Genomic DNA, 24112 nt, shown 5'->3' on the forward strand with positions numbered 1-24112 from the left:
CGTTGCGCTCGGCTTGTGCCGGGCCCTGCGGTTTCAGGCCAGAAACAGCGCGGCCAGGACGACAGCCGTGCCCAGCAGCACCGGCCCGGCCGTGCTCCAGCGGCGCAGTCCCCGCTCGAGCCTGTCGATCGGGTCCAGCCGTCTCATCCCACGGCGAGGCCCGGGGTGCGACGGGGCAGGCCGTCGCGAGACGGCCGGGGGAACCATCCGTTCGGCGACAACGACAAGGTCGCCGGCCGGGATGCGGGGCACGCCAATCCTCAGGCCGATGACCGCAGCGGCGATCGCGGCGGCGGCAAGAAGCGGCCAGGTGGCGCTCCACAGATTGGCCGCGGAAAGCACGTAGGACGCCTTGACGCCGACGGCCGGCGCCAGCAGCCAGGGCAGCACCAGCGCCGTGGCCCCGGCTGCCAGGAACGGTGCCCACAACAGCCGGCCGGGCCGGCTGCCATGCGCGCTTGACCGGCGCAGCAACACCCACACATGCAGCAGCAAGAGCGCCGTTCCGGCCGCCGATGCGGCCACCAGCGTCGCCGCCGGACCCTCAAGGCCGCTCTTGAGCGCGGTCTTGGCGACGGCCCCGCCGGTCAGCGGCAGGCCCGCCACGGACAACGCCAGTAGTGCCACGGCCGCCAGCAGGGCGTGACGCGCGCGCCCGTTCACCTGGCCCGCCACGCCCACCGACATGAAGAGCGCGCCCTTGGCCAGCCCGTGATGGACCGCATAAAGCGCGATCACGGCGGCGAATTCGGCGGGCGCATCGGCGAGCGGGGCCGCGCCCGCCGCCGCGATCATCAGGCCCATTTGACTGACCGTCGAATAGGCGAGCGCGGCCTTGGCGCCGTTCTGGCCCAGGCCGGCGACGATGCCGAAATAGGCGCCGCCAAGGCCGGCGGCGACAAGCGCCAGGCTCCAGTTCGCCATGCCCGCGCCGGCCGGCAGCAGGACGAGCATGCCGAAAATGCCGGCCTTGACGATCGCGCCGCTGAGCACCGCCGAGGCTGGCGTCGGCGCCTGCGGATGGGCGAGCGGCAACCATACATGCAGCGGCACCAGCCCGGCCTTGATGCCAAGGCCGATCAGCATCAGCGCGAGTGCCGCCTCGCGCCCCGGTGCGTCGGCGAGCGCGTCGCGCACCTGGCTGATCACGAGGCTGTCCGCATGGGCGCAGGCGATGATCAGGCCAACCAGCAGGCTGGTCTCGCCGACCAGGGCCAGGATCATGTAGATCCGCCCGGCACGCAGCGCCTCGCGCGTGGCATCGTGCACGATCAGCAGATAGGCGGGCAGCGAGACGGCCGTGAAACTGACATAGAACGTCACCGCGTCCCGCGCCAAAAACACCCCGAGATTGCCTGTCAGGGTGAGGCACCAGAACGCGACGAACACCTCGCGCTTGTGCGTCCGGCGCATATAGGCCGTCGCAAAAACGCCAGCCAGCGCCCAAAGAAGGGCCGAGGCACCCAGAAACATCGCGCCGGTCGCATCGAGGCCGAGCCGGACGCCGAGCAGCAGAACCGGCAATTCGGTGTGCTCGCCCGTCGGCCCCGAAAGCGCCAGTGCCAGCGCCGGAAGCGGCGCGATCGGCAGCAGCATGAGCACGCGCGGCCGCATCGCCGGCACCGCCGCGAGCAGCCCCAGCAGCAGCGGCAGCGCCAGGGCGGCAAACGGCAGCAATGGACCTGACACGATCATGGCGCGTATTGCCGTTCGACGATCAGGGTGGCCCAGCCGAGCGGGCTGAGCGCGGCGGCCGCGAACAGTCCCGCGGCCAGGGCGAGCGCTGCGGTGGCAATGGGCGGGGCCAGCAGCATGGCCGGCCCCTCCGTTTCGGCGGCGGCCGCGTTGGGGCCCGGCTCGCGGAACCAGATCCGGTAGAGAACCGGCAGGAAATAGGCGCCGTTGAGCAGCGTCGAGACGGCCAGCACGGCGACGACCCAGGGCTGGCCGGCCTCGAGCCCGCCGGTGCCCAGATACCATTTGCTGGCAAAGCCGGCGATCGGCGGCAGGCCGATCATGCCGAGCGCGCCGAGCGTGAAGGCGACCGATGTCCAGGGAAGGCGCGCGCCAATGCCGTCGATCTCGTCGATGTCGTGGACTCCGGCCCGTTCGTCGAAGACACCGGCGCAGAAGAACAGCGTGATCTTCATCAGGCCCTGATGAACCAGGTGGACGAGCCCGCCCACGACCGCCGTCTGGCTGAACAGCGCAGCGCCCAGAACGATGTAGGAAACCTGGCTGACCGTCGAATAGGCGAGCAGCGGCTTGAGGCCATGCTGGGTCAGCGCACGGATGGAGCCGAACAGGATCGTCGCCGAGGCAATCGCCGCAAGCGGCAGGCCCATGTCGATCTCCTGGACCAGGGCGATGCCGTAGATGTCGTAGACCACGCGCACGATGCCGAAGGCGCCGGCCTTGACCACGGCCACCGCATGCAGCAGCGCGCTCACCGGCGCGGGCGCGACCATGGCCTGGGGCAGCCACACATGCAGGCCGACAAGGGCCGCCTTGACGCCGAGCCCGGCGATCAGAAGCAGGAAGATCGCCCGCAGGCTCCAGGCGTCGAGCCCGGCCAGTTGCGGCGGCGCGGCGAAGGCGACCGGCCCGGTCAGGCTTTCGAGCCAGACGATCCCGACAAGCAGGATCGCACTGCCCGTCAATGTGTAGCCCAGATAGGTCCGGCCGGCCCTGATCGATGCGGCATCGCCCTTGTGCACGACCAGCGGCCAGGTGGCGAGCGTGAGCAGTTCATAGAACAGGAAGAAGGTGATCAGCGAGCCGGAAAAGGCAATTCCCGTCGTTGCGAAGACGCACAGGCTGAAGAAGCCGAAAAAGCGCGGCAGGTTCTTGCCGCCGTGCAGATAGGCGATCGCATAGACCGTCGTCAGCAGCCACAGCACGGTCGACAGGGTCACGAACAGCAGCGACAACGCGTCGATCCGCAACACCAGCGACAGGCCGGGCACCAGTTCGAACTCGGTCTGATAGACCTGCCCGCGGCCCACCTCGGCCAGCATGAAGACCACCAGCGCCAGCTTGAGCACCGCGCCGCCAAGGTTCAGCGCATTGCGAACCCAGACCCGATCCTCCGCCAGAAAGAAGGTGATCAGGCTCGGCACCAGCGCGGTGGCCAGGATGATCAGCGGCAGGGCCTGGTTCACTCGAGCCCCTCCTCGGCCGCTGCGGGACGGCCAGTCTGAAGGAAATCGTAAGGTGCCGCCGAGACGATGCCGAGCACCACCGACAGCATCGCCAATGCCAGTGGCAAAGCCTGCTGGGCGCGCGGCACCGTGCCGTATCGCCCGCGATCGGGCAGGAATGCCCGCGCCAGCGGCCGGAACAGATAGGCGGCCGCCAGCACGCCACCCAGCACGATGATCGCCGCCCACAGCACCTGGCCGCTGGCGAAGGCCGCTGTCAGAAGCAGGAATTTCGCCGTGAAGCCGCCGCTCGGCGGCAGGCCCATCAGCGTGACCGCCGACACCCCCAGCGCGAACGCGGTCATCGGCATGCGCCTTGTCAGCCCGTCCATCGCCGACATCCGGTCATGGCCCGCCGCGAGCACCGCGTGCCCGACCGCCAGGAACATCGCCGCCTTGGCAAAGGCGTGCGAGACCGCATGGAACACCGATCCGGTCCAGGCACCCGCCGTCCATGGCTGCGGCTCGGCGCTGCCTCCGGCCAGCGGGAAGACCAGAAACAGATAGCCGATCTGCGCGACGGTCGAATAGGCGACAAGCTGCTTGAGCCGGTTCTGCCGGACCGCGAGGATCGAGCCATAGACGATGGCCGTCGCGCCAAGCGCGCCCAGCAGTTGCAGGGCGATCGCACCGGCCGCTTCGGGCATGGCGTCGAACCAGAACCGCAACAGAACGTAGAACGATGCCTTTGGCACCAGCGCCGAAAGCATGGCGCTCGCCGGTGCGGGGGCTCCGGCATGGGCGGGCGGCAGCCATGCGTGAAAGGGAAACAGCGCGGTCTTGGCCGCCAGCCCCGCCGTGATCAGGCCGGCCGCCACAAGGCTCGCAGTGTCCTGGGCCGGCAACTGGGCCAAGAGCCCGATGTCCAGCGTTCCGTGCGCGGCATAAAGCAGCGCCACGCCCAGCAGATAGGCGAGCGAGCCGAACAGCGCGAACATCGCATAGCGCATCGCCGCCTCGACCTGCTTGGCCTTGCCTTCGAGCGCGACAAGGGCGAGCGTCGCCAGCGTCACGAATTCGATCGCGACATAGATGTTGAACAGATCGCCCGAAAGGAAAACCGCGTTCAGCGCCGCCCAAAGCAGGAATGCGAGCGGCCAGAAGGCCCAGCCGGCCCGCGTTTCGTTCTGCCTGATCGGGAACTGCGGCAGCGCGACGACAAGCACGGTGCCGATTGTCAGCGCCGTGGCCACGAGGAAGGCGGTCGACAGCCCGTCGGCGACCAGCGCGATGCCAAGCGGCGGCTCCCAGCCGCCGACCGCAAGGACGAGCGGGCCGCCCTGACGCACCCCGAGCACGGCGAGCGCCATGACGGCCAGCATGGCCGGCACGGTGACGCCCACCAGCAGCCGCGGCCGCGGCGCAACGACCGCCAGGAAGGCCGCAGCCAGCGGCACGGCGACAGACAGGGCCGGGGCCAGTGCGGGCAGGATCATTCCTTGCCGTCGTCCCCTGGTTCGTCTTCGGGCAGCGTGGCGCGGCCGGCAAGGTCGGCGTAGCGGATCACCAGCGCGACGAGCAGGGCGGTGGTGGCGAGCGCCACGACGATCCCGGTGATGATGAGCGCCTGCGGGACCGGATCCGGGCCGAGATCGGCCCGTCGCGCGCCGCTTGCGCCGAACACGAGGAAGATGCCCGATCCGACGACATTGAAGGCGACCAGCCGGCGCAGCATGTGCCGATTCGCCAGAAAGCCGTAAAGGCCGATCCCGATCAGCCCGGCTCCGCACCAGGCAAACAGCGTGGCGGTATCGAGCCCGGTCACCGGGCGCCTCGCTGAGGCGGCCCCGCGACCAGCAGCGCCAGGGTTGCCGCGATCGACAGCGCAAGGCCCGCCTCGATCGTCTGGATCAGTTGCTTGGCGTGCTCTGGCGGCAGATGCAGGAAGCCGCCCATGAAGATCCCGGCCACCGCCACGGCGAGAAAGAGCGCCGGTCCGGCGACGATGGTCAGCCGCAAGCGGCGCGCGGTGACCGGCGGCGCATCGACCAGCCCGGCCATTGCCACCAGCAGCCACACCGCGGCCAGGATCGTGCCGCCCTGGAACGCACCGCCCGGCTGGTCCGTGCCCGCCCAGACGACGTAAACGCCGGCAAGCAGGCCCAGCGGCGGCAGGAAGCGGCCATAGGTGGCCAGCACGCCGCCGGGCTTGGCGTGCTGACGCAGGCCCGGCCGCCCGCCCCAGTACCGGTCCTCGGCCAGCGACCAGACGCCGATGAGCACGACCAGCAGGACGACGGTTTCAAGCAGCGTGTCATAGCCGCGAAAGTTCAGCAGCACCGCCGTTACCGGGTTGCCCACGCCCGACGCTTCAAGGTTCTGTGCGACCGTTGCGGTCAACCCGGCCGCATCGGGGTCAAGCCCGGCTATGGCGGCGCCCACCAGCCCGGCCGCGAGCACGCAAATGCCCATCTGCGCGCCTCTGGCCAGCGGACGCGGTGGCGTGGGCTCGACGACGCCGCCGCGCCTCAGGCGTGCCACGGCGCCGACCAGCAGAACGCCCGTCAGACCGGCGCCGATCGCCGCCTCTGCGAGTGCCACGTCGACCGCGCCCAGCCGCGTCCAGGCAAGGGCGACGAGCAGCCCGTAGACGATGAAGAACACAACCGATCCGAACAGGTCGCGGCCAAGGATCGCGGCCAGCGCGACGGCCAGGATCAAAAGGCAAAGGACGATGTCGAAGATCGCGCCGGTCATGCTTCGGGATCGGCCTGCCCGGGCAGTGTCGCCCGCGCAATGGTCTGGGCCGTCACGGCCGAGGCGGCGACGGCGAGGATCCAGATCAGGGCAAGCTTGAAGACGACCAGCGGCCCGCCCGCCTGCGCCATCGCGCCCAGCACGATCATCCCGAGGCCGAGATTGTCGGCCTTTGTCATCGCATGCAGGCGGCTGTGCTGATCGGGAAAGCGCAGCATGCCGACCGAGCCGGCAATGAAGAAGATCAGCCCGCCGGTGGTCATGAGCGCGGTGAAAAGGGTGGCGATGCTCACGGATCCTCCTCGGGGTCGCCCTGGCCATCGCGGCTGGCCGCCTTGACGAAGGCGACCGAGGCGAAGGCGGCAAGCAGCGACAGCACCAGCGCCACGTCGAGCATCGCCCAGTTTCCCTCATGTGCCGCCAGCAGGATCACCACGGCGACCCCGGTCGTGCCGACGAGCTGGGCGCCCATCATCCGGTCGGCCGCATCGGGTCCGCGCGCGACCCGCACGAGCGCCGCCGCCGCCGTCGCCAGCAGCACGACGGCCGCCGCCAGGAGCCAGCCGCTCATGGCCGGGCCTCGTCGATTGCCCGCCGAAGCGCCGCCTCGCCGGCCTCGAAATCCTGCACCACGTCCCTGTTCCGGTCGAGCACATGAACAAGGAAGCTGTCGCCGCGCGTTCCCGCCACCAGCGTTCCGGGCAACAGGCTGAACTCGCCGCCGAGCATGACGCGCGGACCGCCTTCGGGCAGGCGGGCGGGGATGACGAACCAGCCGGGCGCGAGCGGCATGGCCGGGTCGAAGGCGCGCCGCGCAACGTCGAGCCCGCCCAGAAAGGACTGCCACAGGAAACCCGGCACGAGTGCGAAGGCGCGCAACGGCCGGACGGGCGTGGCGCCATCAGGCCGCAGTGCGTGGCTGAGCCAGGTCGCGGCGGCAACGGCGATCAGCCCGAGCGGCAGCGCATCCGGATCGGCGGCGGTCAGGACCAGCCATACCGTAAAAAGAAGGATCGCGCGCTTGGCGATCTGTCCGCCGGTCGTCCGCAGCAATGCCTCGTCTCCCTGCCTCGTCGCAGCATCCAGATGCAATGATCGAGGGCGGTCTGTCCAGCACAACCGCCCCTGCGTCCGATCCAGCCCGGACAAACGGCCTGTGCCGCGATGGTCCGCCGGTTATCCCAGGACCGCGCCTGCGCGTTTCGGCCGCGCCCAACCCCCGTTCGCGGCCGGGCCGGCATGCGGCGAAAGGTCCGGTCCGGCTGCCCGCTTGCCCGGAAAGCCCCTTGACGGCCGCGCCGAGCAGGGCGGGGTTAGAAACGAGCGGCTTGTCCATGATCAGACGTCCCGGGCGAGCCGCAGGCCCATCATCTGCCAGCGCTGATGGGGGTAGAAGAAGTTGCGATAGCTCGGCCGCATCTGCGCCGCCGGCGTTGCGCAGGAGCCGCCGCGCAGCACGAACTGGTTGACCATGAACTTGCCGTTGTATTCGCCAATGGCGCCCTCGGGCGGCCGGAAGCCGGGATAGGGCGTAAAGGGCGACTGCGTCCATTCCCAGACATCGCCCCAGGGTCCGCCGCCCGGCAGCGGGCGCAGCGCACCGCCGTCCAGGAAGTTGCCTTCGATCGGCCGGTCGGCAAAGGCCACTTCCCATTCGGCCTCTGTCGGCAGACGCGCGCCGGCCCAGCGGGCAAACGCGTCGGCCTCGTAGTAGCTGACATGGCAGACCGGGGCATCGAGATTGACCGGCTGCGCGCCACGCAGCGTATAGGTCCACCATTGCCCGTCCTGCTGCCACCAGTAGAGCGGTGTCTGCCAGCCATCGCGCCGGCACGCCGCCCAGCCGTCCATCAGCCACAGCGGTGCGCTCTGGTAGCCGCCGTCCTCGATGAAGCCGATCCAGTCGCGATTGGTCACCGGCCGGTCGGCGATCTCGAACGGATCGAGCCAGACCCGGTGGCGCGGCGCCTCGCAATCATAGGCAAAGCCGGTGCCGTCATCGCCGATTTCGACCAGGCCGCCGGCGTTGGGCGTGAAGGTCAGCGGGACCTCCGCGGTCACCGGCATCGGCTCGGGATCGCGGTAGGTGGGCAGCAGCGGGTTGTGCGACAGCCCGTGCAGAAGGTCGGTGAGCAGCAATTCCTGATGCTGCATTTCGTGGTGGCATCCCAATTCGGTCAGCGCGGCGATGGCATCGGCGTCCTCGCGATCGGCGCCGATCAGCGCGGTCATCGCCTCGGTGACGTAGGCCCGGTAGGCGCCGACATCCTCGCAGCCCGGCCGCGAGACCAGTCCGCGCTGGTTGCGCGCGTGCCTGGGACCGGCCTGCACATAGTAGGAATTGAACAGATAGGCGAAGCGCTCGTCCGGGCTGGCGTAATCGCGCTGGCGTGCCTTGAGGATGAATTCCTCGAAGAACCATGTGGTATGGGCCAGATGCCATTTGGCGGGGCTGGCATCTTCCATCGACTGCAGCATCATGTCTTCGGGCAGCAACGGGGCGACAAGGGTCTCGGTCTGCTTGCGGACATGGTCGAACAGCCCGGCGATCTCGCTTGGGCTTGCGGGGCGCTGTTGCGGGGAGGTGCTGGACAAGGCGGGACTCCTGTTTGCCGCCGGTAACGCGGCGCAGCCGATACCGTTCCGCCCCGTCCCCGCGATTGGCATTGCACGCGCGCCCATCGACGCCGGGCTCAACGCGTTGTGAAGCCAAATCTCTGGCAGGCGCGGACAAATTGCCTTAAGAGGGAGGCCATGAGACGTGTGCTGAGCCTGCTTGTCATGCTTGCGTTCGTGGCGGCGGTGGCCGCTCCGGGCTCGATGCTCGACGGCCCCGGCCAGCGCCTCGAGGCCGGCCAGCACACCTCCGTCCAAACGACGGTGGCCGCGGTGCTCGCCGAATGCTGCGATGTCGAAAGCGGCATGATGCACCACGCCATGGCCGGCTGCGCGATGGACTGTTCGACCGCCGAGCCGATGCTTGCGGTCAGCTTGGCGGAAGATGACGCGGGGCTGCGCATCGGCGCGTCGCCGGTCGTCATTGCCGCGTTCGCCTCCGCACTGTTCCGACCGCCGATCGCCGTTTGACCTGAACCCGCCGGCGCCCTGAGCGGCGCCGTCATGCCATCGGTCAATCGAGCGCTTTCATGCTCCCAGACAAGGACGACGTGCCAAGAGCGCGGATTCGCGCGGCGGCTTTGCCGCCGGCGGTCGCGCATCTCCAACGCAGGACAATTCTTCCATGAACAAGACCATCACTGCCCTTGCCCTGACGGCGACACTGGCGGCATTCGGCTCCGCCTCGGCCCAGCAGGCCGACCCCGACAAGACGATCACGGTCTACAAGACGCCCTGGTGCGGCTGCTGCCAGGTCTGGGCCGACCGCATGATCGAAGCGGGCTTTACCGTCCGCACCCATGACATGGAGGATCTGAGCCTCATAAAGAAGCAGGGCGGGGTGAGCGATGAACTCGCCTCCTGCCACACCTCGGTGATCGGCGGCGAACGCAAATACGTTCTTGAAGGCCACGTGCCGGTCGAGGCGGTCACCCAACTGATGAGCGAAAGGCCCGATGTGCGCGGTCTCGCCGTGCCGGGCATGCCGCAGGGCTCGCTCGGCATGGGTTTCGATCCCGATGCCCGGTACAACGTCTACGCCTTCAGCGGGCGCAGCCAAGACCGTCCTGCCGTGTTCGTGCGGATGGGCGAATGAAGGCCCGCGCGATAAGCCGGACGGCCCATCGGGGCCCGGTCGTGACATGAAGCGCATGATCGGGCTTGCGGCGGGCGCGGCGGTGGCGGGCACATTGGGGCTTGCCGCCATCGTCGGACTGGCCCCCGGTGCGGCGGATCGCGACGGTCTGCTGCGTCCGGGCGACGCGGCGCTGGTCGCGCGCGGCCAGGCACTTTACGCGGCCAATTGCGCCTCCTGCCACGGAGCGGACCTGCAGGGCGAGCCCGACTGGCGGACGCCGGGGGCCGACGGACTGATGCCCGCGCCGCCGCACGACGAGACCGGCCACACCTGGCATCATCCCGACCGGGTGCTGTTCGCGATCACCAAATACGGCCTCGCCCGCGCCGCCGGGCTCGACGACTACCGCTCGGCCATGCCGGCCTATGAGGACACGCTGACCGACGAGCAGATCATCGCCATACTGAGCTACATCAAGAGCACCTGGCCCGAACAGATCCGGCTCGGCCATGACGAGCTTAACCGGCGCGACGCGGAGAGCCGGCAATGAGCGCCCCGCACGGCGGACATGCCGGTCATCTGCCCTCCGGCGGCCGGGCTCTGACGATTTCGGCCTGGCTGACCGGGCTGTACTTCGTCGCCGAACTGATCGTCGGCCTGTGGACCGGCTCGATCGCCGTCCTGTCGGATGCGTTTCACACGTTTTCCGCCGTCGGCGGCGTGCTGGTCGCCATCGTGGCGGCGCGCATCGCCCGCAGGCCGGCCGACCTGCAACGCACGTTCGGCTGGTACCGCGCCGAGATTATCGGCGCGCTGGTCAACGGAGCGTTCCTTCTGGTCATGGCGCTCGTTGTCATCGTCATGGGGCTGATGCGCCTTGGCGAGCCGATCCACCTGCCGACCGGACCGATGTTGCTGGTCGCCGCCGGAGGGATTGCCACCGAGGTGGTTGCGCTGGCGCTGCTGTGGCGTCAGCAGGGCGAGGATCTGAACGTGCGCGGCGCCTATTGGCACATCATCCAGACCTTCGTCGGCAGCCTGCTCATCATCGTGGCCGCGCTGGTCATCGAAGTGACCGGCTTTCTGGCCATCGACCCGTTGCTGGGGATCGGCTTCGGCATCGTGCTGCTGTGGGCCAGTTGGGGCATATTGCGCGATTCAATGCACCTTCTGATGGACGGCACGCCGCCCGGGGTCGACCTTTCGCAAGTCGCCGACGCGCTGGCGGAACTGGAGGGCGTCGCCGATATTCACCACGTGCATGGCTGGGCGCTGACCAGCGGTCGCCATGTGTTTTCGGCCCATATTCGCGTGGACCCCGACTGGCAGGGCCAGGCGGCCGATATCCTGAACAGGGCGCACGAGATGCTGCGCGAGCGCTTCGGCTTCTTCTTTGCGACCCTGCAGATCGAGACCGAATGCCTCGACGAAGACGCGGCGGCGGCGATCGACGTCAGGGCAAACCCGCAAGCAAGCCCGATCCCGCAACGCGCGCGGGGCGGGCAATCACAACGCAAGGAGCATGATCGATGATGTTTGGAAACGGTATGATGGATGGCGGCTGGTGGTTCGGCGGGATGGGCCTGGTCTGGCTCCTGATCGTCGCACTGCTGGTGCTCGGCATCGCCGCGCTCATCAAGTATCTGATGAAATGACCATGACCGCCGAAACGCAAGGCGCGGATCGTTCGCTTTGGGCCGTGCCCGAGGTCACGGTGGCCTTTCTGTCGTTCTGCCTGCACTTCGTCTGGGAGTACCTTCAGGTGCCGACCTATGCCGGTATGGCCGAGATGCCGCATTGGGACGGCATCAAGCTGTGCACCTCGGCCACGGTCGGCGATGTCGGCTTTGCGCTGACCGCGTTCTGGGTGACGGCACTGGCGGCGCGCTCGCGGCGCTGGATCGCCGATCCGGCCGGCTGGCAGCTCGGCCTGTTCGTCGCCGTCGGCGTGGCGCTCACCGTGGGGTTCGAATACTACTATACCGAGGTATCGCTGCGCTGGACCTATTCGGAGTTGATGCCGCGCGTGCCGCCCTTCGGAACGGGTCTTTCGCCGCTGGTGCAGTGGCTTGTCATTCCCCTTCTCGTTGCGAGCCTTGCCCGCCGGATCGTGCGCAATCGCGGCGGATCGACCCCGTCACGGACCGCTCCCTAGGCTCATAGCGGATCGGTCGCCATCCAGGCGATGAACCCGGCCAGCAGCGCATAGGCAAGCATCGGCGCGAGCGTATGGCGGATCACCTGGCCTTCCCGGCCGATCAGCCCGACCACCGCGGCGGCGGCGACGACATTGACGACCGAGACCATGTTGCCGGCATTGGCGCCGAGCATCTGCGCGGCCAGGACGCTGTGCGCAGAGACTTCGGCGCGCTCGGCCGCGCTGAACTGGAACAGCGCGAACATCATGTTCGAGAACGTCGCGCTGCCGGAAAGAAACGCGCCGATCGCACCGACAAGCGGCGCAAAGATCGGCCAGGTCGCCCCAGCCGCGTCGGCGGCGACGATGGCCAGTTCCATCGGCATGCTGGGCAGGTCGGCCGCGTTGACGTCGGTCTGCAGGAACACCCGCACGGTCGCCACCGAAGCGCCAAGCGCCAGCGCGCTGCCGATCACCGGGCGGATGCCTTCGCGCAGCGCACCGCGGATCTGCGCCGGCCGCATGCCAAACAGGGCGATGCCGGCAAGCGCCACGGCGACGAAGCTTGCCGCCGGCGAATAAAGTGGCGCGATCGCCACCGCGATCCCCGTGCCGAGAATATCGCCCCAGGAGACGGTGACGTCCTGCAGCCAGGCCTTGAGCGGCAAGGCGTCCAGCCGGGTGAGAACCAGGACGAGCGCCAGCAGCACATAGGGCGACCAGGCGCGCCACAGCGCCATGGCGGGTTCATCCTGGGCCGTCTCGCCCTTGGCCCCGCTGGCGCCGGTGTCCGGCAGCAGCCAGCCCTTGCGGGCGACCGGCACCATGATCGCAAGACCGATCAGCGCTCCGATGAGCGAGGGAAATTCGGGACCGAAGGCCCAGGCGACGGCGAGCGCGGGCAAGGTGAAGGCAAGACCGGCGACGAGCGCAAAGCGCCAGGCGCGCAGGCCATGCCACCAGGGTGCCCGCGGGCGGACGAACCGGCCCAGGATCACCAGCAGGACGAGCGGAACGGCCGAGCCGATGAACAGATCGAACAGGCTGGCGCGGACCGCAACCGAGGCGATGAAGGCCTCCAGCGAGCCACCACCGAGCGCTTCGGCAAGGCCCGGCGCCGGCACGCCGCCCGGTTGCAGCCCCTGCGCAAGGCCGATTACCACCGGTGTTCCGATCGCGCCGTAGGAGACGGGGCTGCTGTCGGCGACCAGCGCCAGCACGACCGCGGCCATGGGCGTGTGCCCGAGCGCGACCAGCAGCGGCGCGATGATCGCCGCCGGCGTGCCGAACCCGGCCGCCCCTTCCAGAAACGCGCCGAACAGCCAGGCGATCAGGATCACCTGCGCGGCCGAATCGGGGGTGACATGGGAAAAGCCGTCGCGAATGGCGGTCAGCGCGCCGCTCTGGCGCAGGACATTGAGAAGGAAGATCGCGCCGAACACGATCCACAGGATGGAGGCGGCGATGAGCAGTCCCTCCAGCGAGGCGGCGGCGATGCGACGCGCCGGCACCTGCCAGACGAGATAGGCGACCGCCGCCGTCATGACGAGCGCCAGCGGCATGGCCCGCGCCGCCGGCAGACGCAGCACGACCAAAAGACCGAACACGGCAATCAGCGGCGTGAGGGCGGCGAGGACGAACATGGCTGGCCCCGATTGGTGACGACAGCGCGATATCTGGCGACACGGACCGGGTGTAAAGGTCAAAACCGATCGCCGGCGGGGACGACAGCATCGGCGCCGACACGATGACGACGCCGATGATGACCGGCAACCTCGCGGTGGAACCGCGCCACGGGTCTGCGCACGGCCCGATGGCGCTTGGACGGCCTATTCGGCCGGGGCCAGTTCCGAGCGCGGCGCCGGCCCGCCGCGCGCCTCCGAGGCGGGCATCGGCGCTGTGAACCGGCGCAGGCGCAGCGCGTTGCCGAGCACGAACACGCTCGACAGTGCCATCGCGCCGGCCGCCAGCATGGGCGACAGCAGCAGCCCGAAGGCCGGATAGAGCACGCCCGCCGCCACGGGGATCAGCGCGGTGTTGTAGGCGAACGCCCAGAACAGGTTCTGGCGGATATTGGCGAGCGTTGCCTTGGACAGCGCGATGGCGTTGGGCACGCCCTTCAGACTGCCCGACATCAGCACGACGTCGGCGGCCTCGATGGCGATATCGGTGCCGGTGCCGATGGCGATGCCGATATCGGCTTCGGCCAGCGCCGGCGCGTCGTTGATGCCGTCGCCGACGAAGGCGAGCGTGCCGTGCTCGGCCTTCAGGCGCCGGACCGCATCGACCTTGCCGTCCGGCAGCACTTCGGCCGCCACCTCGTCGATGCCGAGCCGGCGGGCGATGGCCTCGGCCGTGCGCCGGTTGTCGCCCGTGATCATCGCCACCTTCAGGCCCAGATCGTGCAGCGCGGCGATCGCCTCGGGCGTGGTCGGCTTGACCGGGTCGGCGACGGCGACGATGGCGGCGAGCTTGCCGCCGATGGCCGCATAGAGCGGGGACTTGCCCTCGTCGGCCAGCCGGCCCGCGGTCCGGGCGAACAGCGCGACGTCATGGCCGAGATCAGCCATGTAGCGGTCGGCGCCGATCTGAACGCGCGTGCCGCCGACATCGGCGAAAACGCCGAAGCCGGTGACCGAATCGAACCCGTCGGCCTGCGACAGGTCGAGGCCCTCGGCCTCGGCCGCCTCGACGATGGCGCGCGCGATCGGATGTTCGGACCTGGCCTCGACGGCGGCGATCTTCGCCAGCACGTCGGCGCGGTCGAAGCCCTCGGCCAGTTCGAGATCGGTCAGGGCGGGCTTGCCCTCGGTCAGCGTGCCGGTCTTGTCGAGCGCGACGACATCGGCGCCCTTGAGCACCTGCAGCGCCTCGCCCTTGCGGAACAGCACGCCCATCTCCGCGCCGCGGCCGGTGCCGACCATGATCGAGGTCGGCGTCGCAAGGCCCATGGCGCAGGGGCAGGCGATGATCAGCACCGCGACCGCGTTGACCAGGCCAAAGGTCAGCGCCGGCGTCGGGCCGAAGGCCAGCCAGACGATGAACGTCACCACCGCGATGCCCATGACGACCGGCACGAACCACAGCGTCACCCGGTCGACCAGCGCCTGGATCGGCAGCTTGGCGCCCTGCGCCTGTTCGACCATGCGGATGATCTGGGCAAGCATGGTGTCGGCGCCCACGGCGGTCGCCCGGAAGGCGAGCGCCCCGGTCTGGTTGACCGTGCCGCCGACGACCGTCGTCCCCTCGGTCTTGGCCACCGGCACCGGCTCGCCGGTGATCATGGATTCGTCGATATAGCTCGACCCCTCCACCACTTCGCCGTCGACCGGCACGCGCTCGCCCGGGCGAACCTCGACGATATCGCCGGGCCGGACCTCGGCGACCGCGATCTCGGCGGCGGCACCGTCGCGGCGCACGCGCGCCGTCCGGGCCTGCAGGCCGACGAGCCGCTGGATCGCCTCGGACGTGCGGCCCTTGGCGCGCGCCTCCAGCCAGCGGCCGACCAGGATCAGTGTGACGATCACGGCCGCCGCCTCGTAATAGACATTGACCGTGCCGGCCGGCAGCAGGCCTGGCGCGAAGGTGGCAACCAGCGAATAAAGATAGGCCGCAGAGGTGCCGACGGCGACGAGCGAGTTCATGTCCGGCCCGCCGCGCAAGAGGGCGGGAAAGCCGTGCCGGTAGAACCGGCGGCCCGGAACCGCCAGCACGAAACTCGTCAGTGCGAACTGGATCAGCCAGTTGGCCTGCATGCCGATGGTCGCCATGATCGCCTCGTGCATGCCGGGGATGATCTTGGCGCCCATTTCGAGCGCGAATACGGGCGCCGTGGCGATGGCGGCGAGGATCACGTCGCGCCTGAGCCCCGCCTCCTCGGCGTCCTTGCGTGCCGTGGTGTCCTCGAGCGCCGGCCCGCCCGTGTCGATCGGCCGCGCCTGATAGCCGGCCGCGGCGACGGCGGCGACCAGCGCGTCGGTGTCGGCGGTTCCCTGCACGCGGGCGCGTTCGGTGGCCAGGTTGACGCTTGCATCGGTGACGCCGGGCACGCCCTTGAGCGCGTTTTCGACGCGGCCGACGCAGGAGGCGCAGTTCATGCCCTCGATCGCCAGTTCGCTCGCCGCGGGCGGACGCACGGTGTAACCGGCATTGTCGACGGCCCTGACGAGCGCGTCGCGGTCGGCCGGAGCGGCAAAGGCGACCTGCGCGGTCTCCGTCGCCAAGTTGACATGGGCCTCGCTCACGCCGGGCACCGCCTGAAGCGCCTTTTCGACGCGCCCGACGCAGGACGCGCAGTTCATGCCTTCGATCGGCAGCGTGACCGTTTCGCTGGCCTCGATCCTTACGGGGGCGTTCATGGTCTCGTCCCTTGGTTTGCGTTGCTGGCGCGAAGGTGGGGCTTCCAGTAATGGGAAGGTCAAGGGCGGCCTGTCGAAATCCTCCGTCAGAGCTTGCCGTTTGTTCCGCCACGGCTGATATCGGGGTCGAACGTCCGTTACCCGGGGGATTGGACATGAAGACACTGACGATCACGCGTCCGGACGACTGGCACGTGCATTTGCGCGACGGCGCGGTGATGCGCGCCGTGCTGCCGCATTCATCGGCCGATTTCGCCCGCGCCATCGTCATGCCGAACCTTTTGCCGCCGGTCGTCACCGGGGCCGATGCCCGGGCCTATCGCGCCCGCATCTTGGCCGCGCTGCCCGAAGGGCACGATTTCGAGCCGCTGATGACGCTCTATCTGACCGAGAGCACCGATCCGGACGACCTCGCCGCCGCCTTCGAGGCCGGGGATGCCACCGCCGTCAAGCTCTATCCGGCCGGCGCGACGACCAACTCGGCCAGCGGGGTGCGCGACATCGACATGGCCATGCCCGCGCTCGAGCGCATGGCGCGGATCGGCATGCCGCTTTGCGTGCATGGCGAGGTCACCGATGCGGATATCGACATCTTCGACCGCGAGGCGGTGTTCATCGAGCGCGTGCTCGACCCGTTGCGCCGGCGCCTGCCCGAACTGCGCGTGATCATGGAGCACGTGACGACCAAGGATGGCGTCGACTATGTGGCAAGCCAGCCGGCAAACCTGGGCGCGACGATCACCACCCATCACCTGATCATCAACCGCAACGCCATTCTCGCCGGCGGCATCCGCCCGCACTATTACTGTCTGCCCGTCGCCAAGCGCGAGATCCACCGCCAGGCGCTGCGCCGGGCGGCGACCTCCGGCGATGGGCGCTTCTTCCTGGGCACCGATTCGGCGCCCCATGTCGATGCGGCCAAGCAGACCGCCTGCGGCTGCGCCGGCATCTTCACCGCGCCCAACACGCTCCCATGCCTGGCCCATGTGTTCGAGGACGAGGGCGCGCTCGACCGGCTCGAGGCCTTCGTGTCCTTCAACGGCGCCGATTTCTACGGACTGCCGCGCAACCGGACCGCGATCGTGCTCGAGCGCGAGGAAACGCCGGTCGCGTTTGCGGACCGTATCGAAACCGGCGAGGGGCCCGTGACCGTCTTCGATCCGATGTTCCCGATCCACTGGAATGTTGCCCGCGCCGCTGGCACCGCCGCGCCATCGTTGATAGCCAGGGGCACCGCTTGATCGATGGGACTGCCGATGTTCTCAAACACCTTTCCGGACCGCGCGGTGATCTCCGAGACGGTGGCGAAGATGCTGCTGGAGATCGAGGCGGTCCACTTCCGCGCCGACGAGCCCTTCACCTTCACCTCGGGGCTCGCCAGCCCGGTCTATATCGATTGCCGCAAGCTGATCTCCTATCCGCGCATCCGCTCGGCGGTGATGGATTTCGCCGCCTCGGTGGTCTTTCGCAATGTCGGTTTCGAGCAGTTCGACGCCGTGGCCGGCGGCGAGACCGCGGGCATTGCCTTCGCCGCCTGGTTCGCCGACCGGCTCGGCCTGCCCATGCAATATGTGCGCAAGCAACCCAAGGGGTTCGGGCGCGACGCGCAGATCGAGGGCGCGCTTGCCGAGGGCGCGCGCGTGCTGCTGGTCGAGGACCTGACCACCGATGGCGGCAGCAAGCTCAAATTCGCCGAGGCGATCGCCCGCGCCGGTGCCGATGTCACCGACACCTTCGCCGTGTTCTATTACGACATCTTTCCCGACACGCCCGCCAGGCTGGAAGCGGCCGGCATGCGGCTGCATTATCTTGCCACCTGGTGGGACATTCTCGAGGTGGCCAGAAACAGCCGGGCCCTTCCCGCCGAAACCATCGCGGAGGTCGAGAGCTTCCTGAAGGCGCCGGTCGAATGGTCGGCGAACCATGGCGGCATCTCCGAACTGCCGGGGTAGACCCCGTTCGGCGGCCAGTCATGCCCGACGATCCGGCCTGCGGGCCGGACAGGTGCCGCCGCCCCCGCGTGCGACCCGGATCATCCCCGTTGTCGCAGTGGTGAGTTCGGTAGCGATTGCCACGGCCGGCATTTGTCAGCAACCGGATGTCGATTGCGCTCCATCGCAAGGCGGCCACGACTTCGCCAAGGTTGATCCGCAGTGACCAGCCATCATGCCCATCGCCGATGTCGTCTATCGTCCGTTCGAGCGCCTGATCCGCCCGCTCGATCTGCCCGTCCGGCCGATGCCGCCGGACGGGCCCGTCAAGCTGATCTGGCATTTCGCCAAGATGTTCCGCTGGCTGCTGTTGCTCGTCGCCCTTTCGACCGCGGCGGTGAGCGGCATCTCTCTGGTCATCGTATGGGCGGTGGCGTTCGTCGTCGACGGCGTCGCGGCCGATGGCGCGGCTGACTTCGTCGAGGCGAACTGGCCGCTGCTGATCGGTCTTCTGATCCTGGTCGTCATCGTCGAGCCGCTGGTCAAGTTCGCGATGGACGCCCTGATGAGCCAGGCGGTCTCGGTGGGACTTCCCGCGGCCATGCGCTGGCAGGCCCACAAGGCGGTCGAGCGCCAGGATGTCGGCTTCTTCGACGATCTGTTCGCCGGGCAGGTCGCCTCGCGCATCGCCCAGGTGACCTCGTCCGTGCAGCACTCGTTGCTCTACGGTTTCGAGTACGGCCCCTATTTCGCGGTGCAATTTCTCGGCGCGTTCGCGCTTCTGGCGGCCCTGTCGTGGCCGCTGGCGATCCCGGTGGCGGTGTGGATCGCGGCCAACGGGCTGCTCACCTGGTCCGTCCTGCCGATCTACACGCGCCGCTCCGAAGAGGTCGCCGAGGTGCAGAGCCGGGCCACCGGCGCGATGACCGAGGTCTACGGCAACATCCGCATGGTCAAGCTGTTCGCGGCCGAGGGTTCGGAGGCCGGCGCGATCCGCGACGTGATCGCCGAATCGGTCGCCACGGAACACCGCCAGCGCCGCATGCTGGTCACCACCGAGACCGCGATCCATCTGCTCAACGTGGCATTGACCGCGTCGATCTTCGTGATCGGCATCTGGGGGCTGATCGCCGGCTTCGTCACCATCGGCGCGTTCGCGGCCGCGGCCGCTGTGGTTCGCATCCTCTCCCACAGCGCCACGGCGTTCATCGGGCTCGGCCAGGGGGTCGCCGAAGCGCTCGGCACGGTGCGCGATGCCATGCCGGTGCTGACCACGCCGCCGACCGTCGCCGACCGCGCGGACGCAAGGCCGCTCGAGGTGCGCGAGGGCGCGATCGCGTTCGATCATGTGCGGTTCCACTACGAGGCCGGCAACCGGGTGATCGACGATCTGTCGCTTGCGATCGAGTCGGGCGAGAAGGTCGGCCTGGTCGGCCTTTCGGGTGCCGGCAAGTCGACGCTCGTCAGCCTGCTGCTGCGGCTCTACGACGTCGATGCAGGCGCGGTGCGCATCGACGGCCACGACGTGCGCGCCGTCACGCAGGAGAGCCTGCGCGCGCAGATCGGCGTGATCACCCAGGACGTGGCGCTGCTCAACCGCTCGGTGCTCGACAACATCCGCTACGGCAGGCCGGAGGCGTCGATGGAGGACATCGTTGCCGCGGCGCGGATGGCAGAGGCGCACCGCTTCATCGCCGATCTCGGCGACGGCAAGGGCCGCACCGGCTATGACGCCCATGTCGGCGAGCGCGGCGTGCGCCTTTCGGGCGGCCAGCGCCAGCGCATCGCCACTGCCCGGGTTCTGCTCAAGAACGCGCCGATCCTGGTGCTCGACGAGGCGACCTCGGCGCTCGATTCCGAAGCCGAGGCGGCCATCCAGGAGTGTCTCGGCGAACTGATGCAGGGCAAGACCGTGCTGGCGATCGCCCACCGGCTGTCGACCATCTCGGCGCTCGACCGGATCGTGGTGATGGAGAAGGGGCGGATCGCCGAAAGCGGCCGGCCGCACGAGCTTCTGGAGCGCGAGGGGCTCTATGCCCGGCTGTGGCGGCGCCAGACCGGCGGCTACATGCCGCAATGATGCGCGCACGGCGGAGCCGGGCCGGCCGATTGCCGGCCGACCGGCTTGCGGCTTGTCCGGCCCCGCGCCGCCGATCGCCGTTGTGCCACGGGGCGATGTGGCGGTTCGTCCCGGCCGCGATGCGCCCGGTCATCGTCCGGCGGCGGCGCGCCATGGCCGCGCGAGCACGACCACGGCCGCGCCCAGCAGCAGACCGCCCAGATAGCCCAGCGGCCCGAGCCGCTCGCCGAAGACGAGCGCGGCGAGCAGGCTCGCCGTCAGCGGCTCGATGAGCACCAGAACGCCCGACATCGTCGCCGAGGTCGTGCGCATGCCGAAGAAGAACAGTCCGTAGGCAAGGCAGGTCGACACCAAACCGATAAAGGCGGCGAGCAGCCAGCCGGTGGGCGTTTTTGGAAGCGGCAGGCCGCCGGCGAGCGCGGCGGGCGCCAGCATGGCCGTCCCCAGCGTGAATCCGACGGCCAGGATCGCCAGCGGATGATGGTGCGGCGCAAGGCTGCGCGCGGCCAGTGCGAAGACGGCATAGGCGAGCGCCGCGCCCAGCGCCATGAAAAGGCCGAGGACGGTCCCATCGCCGGCCGGCGCCGCCGCATCGGGAATGCCGACGAGCAAGACGACACCGGCTCCGGCCAGCGCGATGGCAAGGACCACCGGCCGGTCGATGCGTTCGCCGAGCACCAGCGCCGCCAGCAGCGCGACCAGCACCGGCGCGCCGCCGAGCGCGGCGATCGTCGCCATGCTCACGCCGACGCGCTCGACCGCGCCGAAGTAAAGCCCCTGATAGGCCGCCTGGCCGACCCCGATCATGGCCAGCGCCATCCGGTGCCGCCGCGCAAAGCCGATCCTGACGGCCGGCAGCGCCAGCGCGACCGCGAGCAATGCAGGGCCGGCAATGGCAAGGCGCACAAAGCCGATCGCCGGGGCATCGAGATCGGTTGTCTCCAGCAGCACGCGCGAAGCCGGCCCCGCCGTGCCCCACAGCGCGGCGGCAAGCGCGACGATCGCCGGCCCGGCAAAGCCGGAATCGGCAATGGTGCGTCCGGTCACCGCCGCTCCCGGCCGGCCCTTCCGGCTTGTGGCGGCACCAATTTCACGCCGGCGCGCCCGCCGCGCCTGCGCACGCTGCCGGCCCTGCCCATCCACGATGAATTGAGCCGATGTGAACGGCCGGGGTGTTCAACCGCTCCCATTTCCCTACAACGTTCGATAGCATTCATGTCTTTCAGACCAATGGGCAGCCCGCACCGTGTTCAAGTCCTTTTTTCCCCAACCCAAGCTCTTCTTTCTGTCAGCACTCGTTTGGACCGCCATCGGCATGATCGTCTGGTATGCCGGCGCCAGCGGCTGGGGCGCCGCCCTCGGTCTGGGCAGCACGCCCGACGGCACCGAGCCGGTCATCGGCCTTGGCCACTTCACCACGCCCGAATTTCTGTGGTTTTACCTTTATTACCTGATCCTGACAGGGCTGTTTGCCGGATTCTGGTTCCGTTTCTCGCCCCATTCCTGGCAGTTCTGGTCCATTCTGGGCTCGTCGCTGATCCTGTTCGTGACCTATTTCAACGTGCAGGTCTCGGTCGCCATCAACAATTGGCGCCGGCCTTTCTTCGACGGCGTTCAGGAGGCGCTGGGCGAAGATTCGACCATCACCGCTGCCGACCTGTTCGGCCTGATCCTGATCTTCGCCCAACTCGCCTTCCTGTTCATCTTCGTGGCGGTGCTGTTCCGCTACTATGTCAGCCACTGGATCTTCCGCTGGCGCACGGCGATGAACGACTACTACATGGCGCGCTGGAAGCAGGTACGGCACATCGAGGGCGCCTCCCAGCGCGTGCAGGAAGACACCATGCGCTTTGCCGGCATCATGGAGGGCCTGGGCGTTTCCGCCGTCGACGCGGTGATGACGCTGATCGCCTTCCTGCCGGTGCTGTGGACGCTGTCGCAATATGTGACCGAACTGCCGATCGTCGGCGAGATCCCGGCCCCGCTTTTTACCGCGGCGATCGTCTGGTCGGTGTTCGGCACCGGCATATTGGCGCTTGCCGGCATCCGCCTGCCGGGCCTTGAGTTCAAGAACCAGCGCGTCGAGGCGGCCTATCGCAAGGAGCTGGTCTATGGCGAGGACCGCCCCGAACGCGCCCAGCCGATGACGGTGCGCGAACTGTTCGGCAATGTGCGCCGCAATTACTTCCGGCTTTATCTGGAATACATGTATTTCAATGTGTTCCGGTTCATGTATCTACAGGCGGATAACATTTTCGTCTATATCCTGCTCATTCCGACGATCATCGCCGGCGCGGCGGTAGGCTTTACCTTCGGCATCCTCCAGCAGATCCTGACCGCCTTCAATCAGGTCTCCAATTCGTTCCAGTACCTCGTCAATTCCTGGACGACGATCGTCGAGCTGTTGTCGATCTACAAGCGCCTGCAGAGCTTCGAGGCGGCCATCGACGACAAGGACCTGCCCGATATCGACCGCGAATGGCTGGAGATCCATGGCGGCGGCGCCCGCCAGCCCGAGGTGGAAACAGTCGGGTCGGGGTTGTAGGGCGCCCGCGCGCGCCGATGAGCGATCACTCGGCGGGCAGGCGAATCACTCCGTAGCGCGCATAGTCGCGATAAAGCGAGGTGAAGGCGAGTGAACCGCCGACGTCCCGCGCGGTCTCGCCCATCACCGTCTCGAGATCGGCGCGCGGGGTGACGTGGAATCTGGCGAGCCAGCCATGCAGCGCGTTGCCGAACCAGCTTGGCAGGCGTGCCTGCTGGCCGAAATCGACCACGTGCAGTTCGCCCCCGGGCGCCACCACCTCCATGGCGTGGGCGACCGCTTCCTTCCAGACCGGGATCATCGACACCGAATAGGAGATGAAGACGCGGTCGAAATTGCGCACGCCGAACAGGGCGGCCGGATCGAAGTCGGTCGCATCGCCCTCGGCCAGCGCCACGCGGTTCTCGAGCCCCTTGCGCGCCATGGTCGCCTGCGCCGATTTGAGCATCTGGGCCGAGATGTCGAAACCGTAGAGCCGGGCATGAGGGTAGAGGCGGGCGGCCAGCGCCAGGTTCCGGCCGGTGCCGCACGCCACTTCGAGCACGCTGCCGTCCTCGGGCACGTCGAGCTGGCCGAGCATGTGATCCCGGCCGAGCAGATAGTATTTGCGCGTCAGATCATAGATGTGGCGCTGGTTGCGGTAGACCGCATCCATCAGCCGCGAGTGGGATTGCGTTTCGGCGGTTTCGGTCATTGGCGGATTCCGACCTTGCCGATGCGTGACACCCCCTTGTGTCCCTGCGGGACATCTCCCCCACAAGGGGGGAAAGGGAAGCCGGGCTTGTGCCTTGCCGTCCGGTCGGCTCCAATCCTGGTGTTCGCCGGGCGCTTTCGACTCCGCGCTCCCCCCTTGTGGGGGAGATGTCGGCGAAGCCGACAGAGGGGGGTGCTTCCGGTCACCGCCTATTCCGCCATCGTATAGAGATGGAAACCGCCATAGATCGCCGAGCGGTCCTTGCGGTGCAGGTCGGCCGAACGCTCGGCGTGATAATCCCAGCGCCGCAGCAGGCTGGTCGAGACCCGGCCGGGCAGGATCGTCTCGATGCCCGCCGTGCGGAAGATCACCCGCGCGCCGGGCCGCGCCGTACGCGTGATCTGCGCCCACAGGTCATCGAGCTGGCGGTCGGTCATCCAGTCCTGGGCGTCGAGCAGCACATAGCAGTCCTTGGAGGCGGCGGGCTGGTCGCGCAGGAAGTCGGTCAGCGAGCGGTTGTGGATGCGCGACTTGTGCGCGTTCGCGCGCAGCGCCTCGAAGCGGTCCGGCTGAAGATAGGGCGGCAACGGCCCGTTGCCGGCGGGCTCGTAGCCGCGATTGAAGGCGGCCCAGGCGAAATAGTTCTCCGACAGCGGAAAATCGCACATTAGAGCGGATTTCGAGCGTTTTGAATCGAAAGGGATTCCCACGGGGCTGGTTTTCTGATTCAGGCTCTGTGCCGGGATCAGGAGGCCGGTATGGATGGGTCAGCCACT

General features: G+C 68.5%; 23 protein-coding genes and 1 pseudogene. 10 read left to right on the plus strand and 14 right to left on the minus strand.

Annotated elements, in window-relative coordinates:
- Positions 1–33 precede the first annotated feature (33 nt).
- The 9 genes from RBB34_RS10980 to egtB form a co-directional block, all read right to left on the minus strand.
- Positions 34–1695: a complex I subunit 5 family protein gene (locus RBB34_RS10980; protein WP_306119261.1), complete on the minus strand. Its 1662-nt coding sequence runs from the start codon at positions 1693–1695 to the stop codon at positions 34–36.
- On the minus strand, positions 1692–3161 hold the full coding sequence (locus RBB34_RS10985; protein ID WP_306119262.1) for a proton-conducting transporter membrane subunit: 1470 nt from the start codon (positions 3159–3161) through the stop codon (positions 1692–1694). The genes RBB34_RS10980 and RBB34_RS10985 overlap by 4 nt, the downstream gene beginning before the upstream one ends.
- Positions 3158–4636, minus strand: coding sequence for a proton-conducting transporter membrane subunit (locus RBB34_RS10990; RefSeq protein WP_306119263.1), 1479 nt, complete (start codon positions 4634–4636; stop codon positions 3158–3160). Before RBB34_RS10990 ends, RBB34_RS10985 begins: the two co-directional genes overlap by 4 nt.
- The gene (locus RBB34_RS10995) at positions 4633–4965 is read right to left on the minus strand and encodes a cation:proton antiporter subunit C (RefSeq protein ID WP_306119264.1); all 333 of its coding nucleotides are present in this window, start codon (positions 4963–4965) and stop codon (positions 4633–4635) included. Before RBB34_RS10995 ends, RBB34_RS10990 begins: the two co-directional genes overlap by 4 nt.
- Positions 4962–5897 carry a hydrogenase subunit MbhD domain-containing protein gene (locus tag RBB34_RS11000; protein WP_306119265.1) on the minus strand — a complete coding sequence of 312 codons (936 nt, stop codon included), beginning with the start codon at positions 5895–5897 and terminating at the stop codon, positions 4962–4964. The genes RBB34_RS10995 and RBB34_RS11000 overlap by 4 nt, the downstream gene beginning before the upstream one ends.
- Positions 5894–6190 carry a monovalent cation/H(+) antiporter subunit G gene (locus tag RBB34_RS11005; protein ID WP_306119266.1) on the minus strand — a complete coding sequence of 99 codons (297 nt, stop codon included), beginning with the start codon at positions 6188–6190 and terminating at the stop codon, positions 5894–5896. The genes RBB34_RS11000 and RBB34_RS11005 overlap by 4 nt, the downstream gene beginning before the upstream one ends.
- Positions 6187–6468 carry an MrpF/PhaF family protein gene (locus tag RBB34_RS11010; RefSeq protein ID WP_306119267.1) on the minus strand — a complete coding sequence of 94 codons (282 nt, stop codon included), beginning with the start codon at positions 6466–6468 and terminating at the stop codon, positions 6187–6189. Before RBB34_RS11010 ends, RBB34_RS11005 begins: the two co-directional genes overlap by 4 nt.
- Complete coding sequence (locus RBB34_RS11015) at positions 6465–6950, minus strand: Na+/H+ antiporter subunit E (RefSeq protein ID WP_306119268.1); 486 nt, start codon at positions 6948–6950, stop codon at positions 6465–6467. Before RBB34_RS11015 ends, RBB34_RS11010 begins: the two co-directional genes overlap by 4 nt.
- 285 nt (positions 6951–7235) lie before the next feature.
- Positions 7236–8492: an ergothioneine biosynthesis protein EgtB gene (gene egtB, locus RBB34_RS11020; protein ID WP_306119269.1), complete on the minus strand. Its 1257-nt coding sequence runs from the start codon at positions 8490–8492 to the stop codon at positions 7236–7238.
- A 159-nt stretch (positions 8493–8651) separates the two neighbouring features.
- Here egtB and RBB34_RS11025 point away from each other — a divergent pair, with 159 nt between their 5' ends.
- The 6 genes from RBB34_RS11025 (at position 8652) to RBB34_RS11050 (ending at position 11746) form a co-directional block, all read left to right on the plus strand.
- Positions 8652–8984, plus strand: coding sequence for a hypothetical protein (locus RBB34_RS11025; protein ID WP_306119270.1), 333 nt, complete (start codon positions 8652–8654; stop codon positions 8982–8984).
- Positions 8985–9138: 154 nt separating this feature from the next.
- Positions 9139–9609 carry a DUF411 domain-containing protein gene (locus RBB34_RS11030; RefSeq protein WP_306119271.1) on the plus strand — a complete coding sequence of 157 codons (471 nt, stop codon included), beginning with the start codon at positions 9139–9141 and terminating at the stop codon, positions 9607–9609.
- Positions 9610–9655: 46 nt separating this feature from the next.
- Positions 9656–10141 (plus strand): cytochrome c, encoded by a 486-nt coding sequence (locus RBB34_RS11035; protein ID WP_306119272.1) that lies wholly within the window; start codon positions 9656–9658, stop codon positions 10139–10141.
- Positions 10138–11124: a cation diffusion facilitator family transporter gene (locus RBB34_RS11040; protein WP_306119273.1), complete on the plus strand. Its 987-nt coding sequence runs from the start codon at positions 10138–10140 to the stop codon at positions 11122–11124. Before RBB34_RS11035 ends, RBB34_RS11040 begins: the two co-directional genes overlap by 4 nt.
- Entirely contained in the window at positions 11121–11246 is a 126-nt protein-coding gene (locus RBB34_RS11045) for a hypothetical protein (RefSeq protein ID WP_306119274.1), read from the plus strand. Before RBB34_RS11040 ends, RBB34_RS11045 begins: the two co-directional genes overlap by 4 nt.
- Positions 11247–11248: 2 nt before the next feature.
- On the plus strand, positions 11249–11746 hold the full coding sequence (locus RBB34_RS11050; RefSeq protein WP_306119275.1) for a hypothetical protein: 498 nt from the start codon (positions 11249–11251) through the stop codon (positions 11744–11746).
- 2 nt (positions 11747–11748) lie between these two features.
- On the opposite strand, the gene RBB34_RS11055 is transcribed toward RBB34_RS11050, so the two are convergent.
- Together RBB34_RS11055 and RBB34_RS11060 are read right to left on the minus strand one after the other, a co-directional pair.
- Positions 11749–13371 (minus strand): L-lactate permease, encoded by a 1623-nt coding sequence (locus RBB34_RS11055; protein ID WP_306119276.1) that lies wholly within the window; start codon positions 13369–13371, stop codon positions 11749–11751.
- Between the two features lie 186 nt (positions 13372–13557).
- Positions 13558–16086: a heavy metal translocating P-type ATPase gene (locus RBB34_RS11060; protein ID WP_306119277.1), complete on the minus strand. Its 2529-nt coding sequence runs from the start codon at positions 16084–16086 to the stop codon at positions 13558–13560.
- Positions 16087–16241: 155 nt separating this feature from the next.
- Between RBB34_RS11060 and pyrC the strand changes: the two genes are divergently transcribed.
- From pyrC to RBB34_RS11075, 3 genes are all read left to right on the plus strand, one after another.
- Positions 16242–17327, plus strand: coding sequence for a dihydroorotase (gene pyrC, locus RBB34_RS11065; RefSeq protein ID WP_306119278.1), 1086 nt, complete (start codon positions 16242–16244; stop codon positions 17325–17327).
- A gap of 15 nt (positions 17328–17342) precedes the next feature.
- Entirely contained in the window at positions 17343–18038 is a 696-nt protein-coding gene (locus RBB34_RS11070; protein ID WP_306119279.1) for an orotate phosphoribosyltransferase, read from the plus strand.
- Positions 18039–18252: 214 nt separating this feature from the next.
- Positions 18253–20097, plus strand: a complete 1845-nt coding sequence (locus tag RBB34_RS11075; RefSeq protein WP_306119280.1) for an ABC transporter ATP-binding protein — start codon at positions 18253–18255, stop codon at positions 20095–20097.
- A 129-nt stretch (positions 20098–20226) separates the two neighbouring features.
- Here the strand turns inward: RBB34_RS11075 and RBB34_RS11080 are convergent, their stop codons facing one another.
- Positions 20227–21144 (minus strand): EamA family transporter, encoded by a 918-nt coding sequence (locus RBB34_RS11080; protein WP_306119281.1) that lies wholly within the window; start codon positions 21142–21144, stop codon positions 20227–20229.
- Positions 21145–21343: 199 nt separating this feature from the next.
- On the opposite strand from RBB34_RS11080, the gene sbmA reads away from it, so the two are divergent.
- Complete coding sequence (gene sbmA / locus RBB34_RS11085; protein WP_306119282.1) at positions 21344–22642, plus strand: peptide antibiotic transporter SbmA; 1299 nt, start codon at positions 21344–21346, stop codon at positions 22640–22642.
- A gap of 25 nt (positions 22643–22667) precedes the next feature.
- On the opposite strand, the gene RBB34_RS11090 is transcribed toward sbmA, so the two are convergent.
- On the minus strand, positions 22668–23336 hold the full coding sequence (locus tag RBB34_RS11090) for a class I SAM-dependent methyltransferase (protein WP_306119283.1): 669 nt from the start codon (positions 23334–23336) through the stop codon (positions 22668–22670).
- 209 nt (positions 23337–23545) lie between these two features.
- Positions 23546–24007 (minus strand): annotated as a pseudogene (locus RBB34_RS11095) (DUF3419 family protein); the annotation flags it as partial.
- Positions 24008–24112: the final 105 nt, after the last annotated feature.

It is taken from the genome of Roseitalea sp. MMSF_3546 (genome assembly GCF_030732865.1).
Classification (GTDB): Bacteria; Pseudomonadota; Alphaproteobacteria; order Rhizobiales; family Rhizobiaceae; genus Roseitalea.

Coding starts and splice junctions, on each gene's coding strand:
- RBB34_RS11050 (WP_306119275.1), top strand. CDS start 11,249: ATGACCGCCGAAACGCAAGGCGCGGATCGTTCGCTTTGGGCCGTGCCC.
- RBB34_RS10980 (WP_306119261.1), bottom strand. CDS start 1,695: ATGATCGTGTCAGGTCCATTGCTGCCGTTTGCCGCCCTGGCGCTGCCG.
- RBB34_RS11075 (WP_306119280.1), top strand. CDS start 18,253: ATGCCCATCGCCGATGTCGTCTATCGTCCGTTCGAGCGCCTGATCCGC.
- RBB34_RS11025 (WP_306119270.1), top strand. CDS start 8,652: ATGAGACGTGTGCTGAGCCTGCTTGTCATGCTTGCGTTCGTGGCGGCG.
- RBB34_RS11010 (WP_306119267.1), bottom strand. CDS start 6,468: ATGAGCGGCTGGCTCCTGGCGGCGGCCGTCGTGCTGCTGGCGACGGCG.
- RBB34_RS11040 (WP_306119273.1), top strand. CDS start 10,138: ATGAGCGCCCCGCACGGCGGACATGCCGGTCATCTGCCCTCCGGCGGC.
- RBB34_RS11045 (WP_306119274.1), top strand. CDS start 11,121: ATGATGTTTGGAAACGGTATGATGGATGGCGGCTGGTGGTTCGGCGGG.
- pyrC (WP_306119278.1), top strand. CDS start 16,242: ATGAAGACACTGACGATCACGCGTCCGGACGACTGGCACGTGCATTTG.
- RBB34_RS11000 (WP_306119265.1), bottom strand. CDS start 5,897: ATGACCGGCGCGATCTTCGACATCGTCCTTTGCCTTTTGATCCTGGCC.
- RBB34_RS11060 (WP_306119277.1), bottom strand. CDS start 16,086: ATGAACGCCCCCGTAAGGATCGAGGCCAGCGAAACGGTCACGCTGCCG.
- RBB34_RS11055 (WP_306119276.1), bottom strand. CDS start 13,371: ATGTTCGTCCTCGCCGCCCTCACGCCGCTGATTGCCGTGTTCGGTCTT.
- RBB34_RS11030 (WP_306119271.1), top strand. CDS start 9,139: ATGAACAAGACCATCACTGCCCTTGCCCTGACGGCGACACTGGCGGCA.
- RBB34_RS11070 (WP_306119279.1), top strand. CDS start 17,343: ATGTTCTCAAACACCTTTCCGGACCGCGCGGTGATCTCCGAGACGGTG.
- RBB34_RS11035 (WP_306119272.1), top strand. CDS start 9,656: ATGAAGCGCATGATCGGGCTTGCGGCGGGCGCGGCGGTGGCGGGCACA.
- RBB34_RS11090 (WP_306119283.1), bottom strand. CDS start 23,336: ATGACCGAAACCGCCGAAACGCAATCCCACTCGCGGCTGATGGATGCG.
- RBB34_RS10990 (WP_306119263.1), bottom strand. CDS start 4,636: ATGATCCTGCCCGCACTGGCCCCGGCCCTGTCTGTCGCCGTGCCGCTG.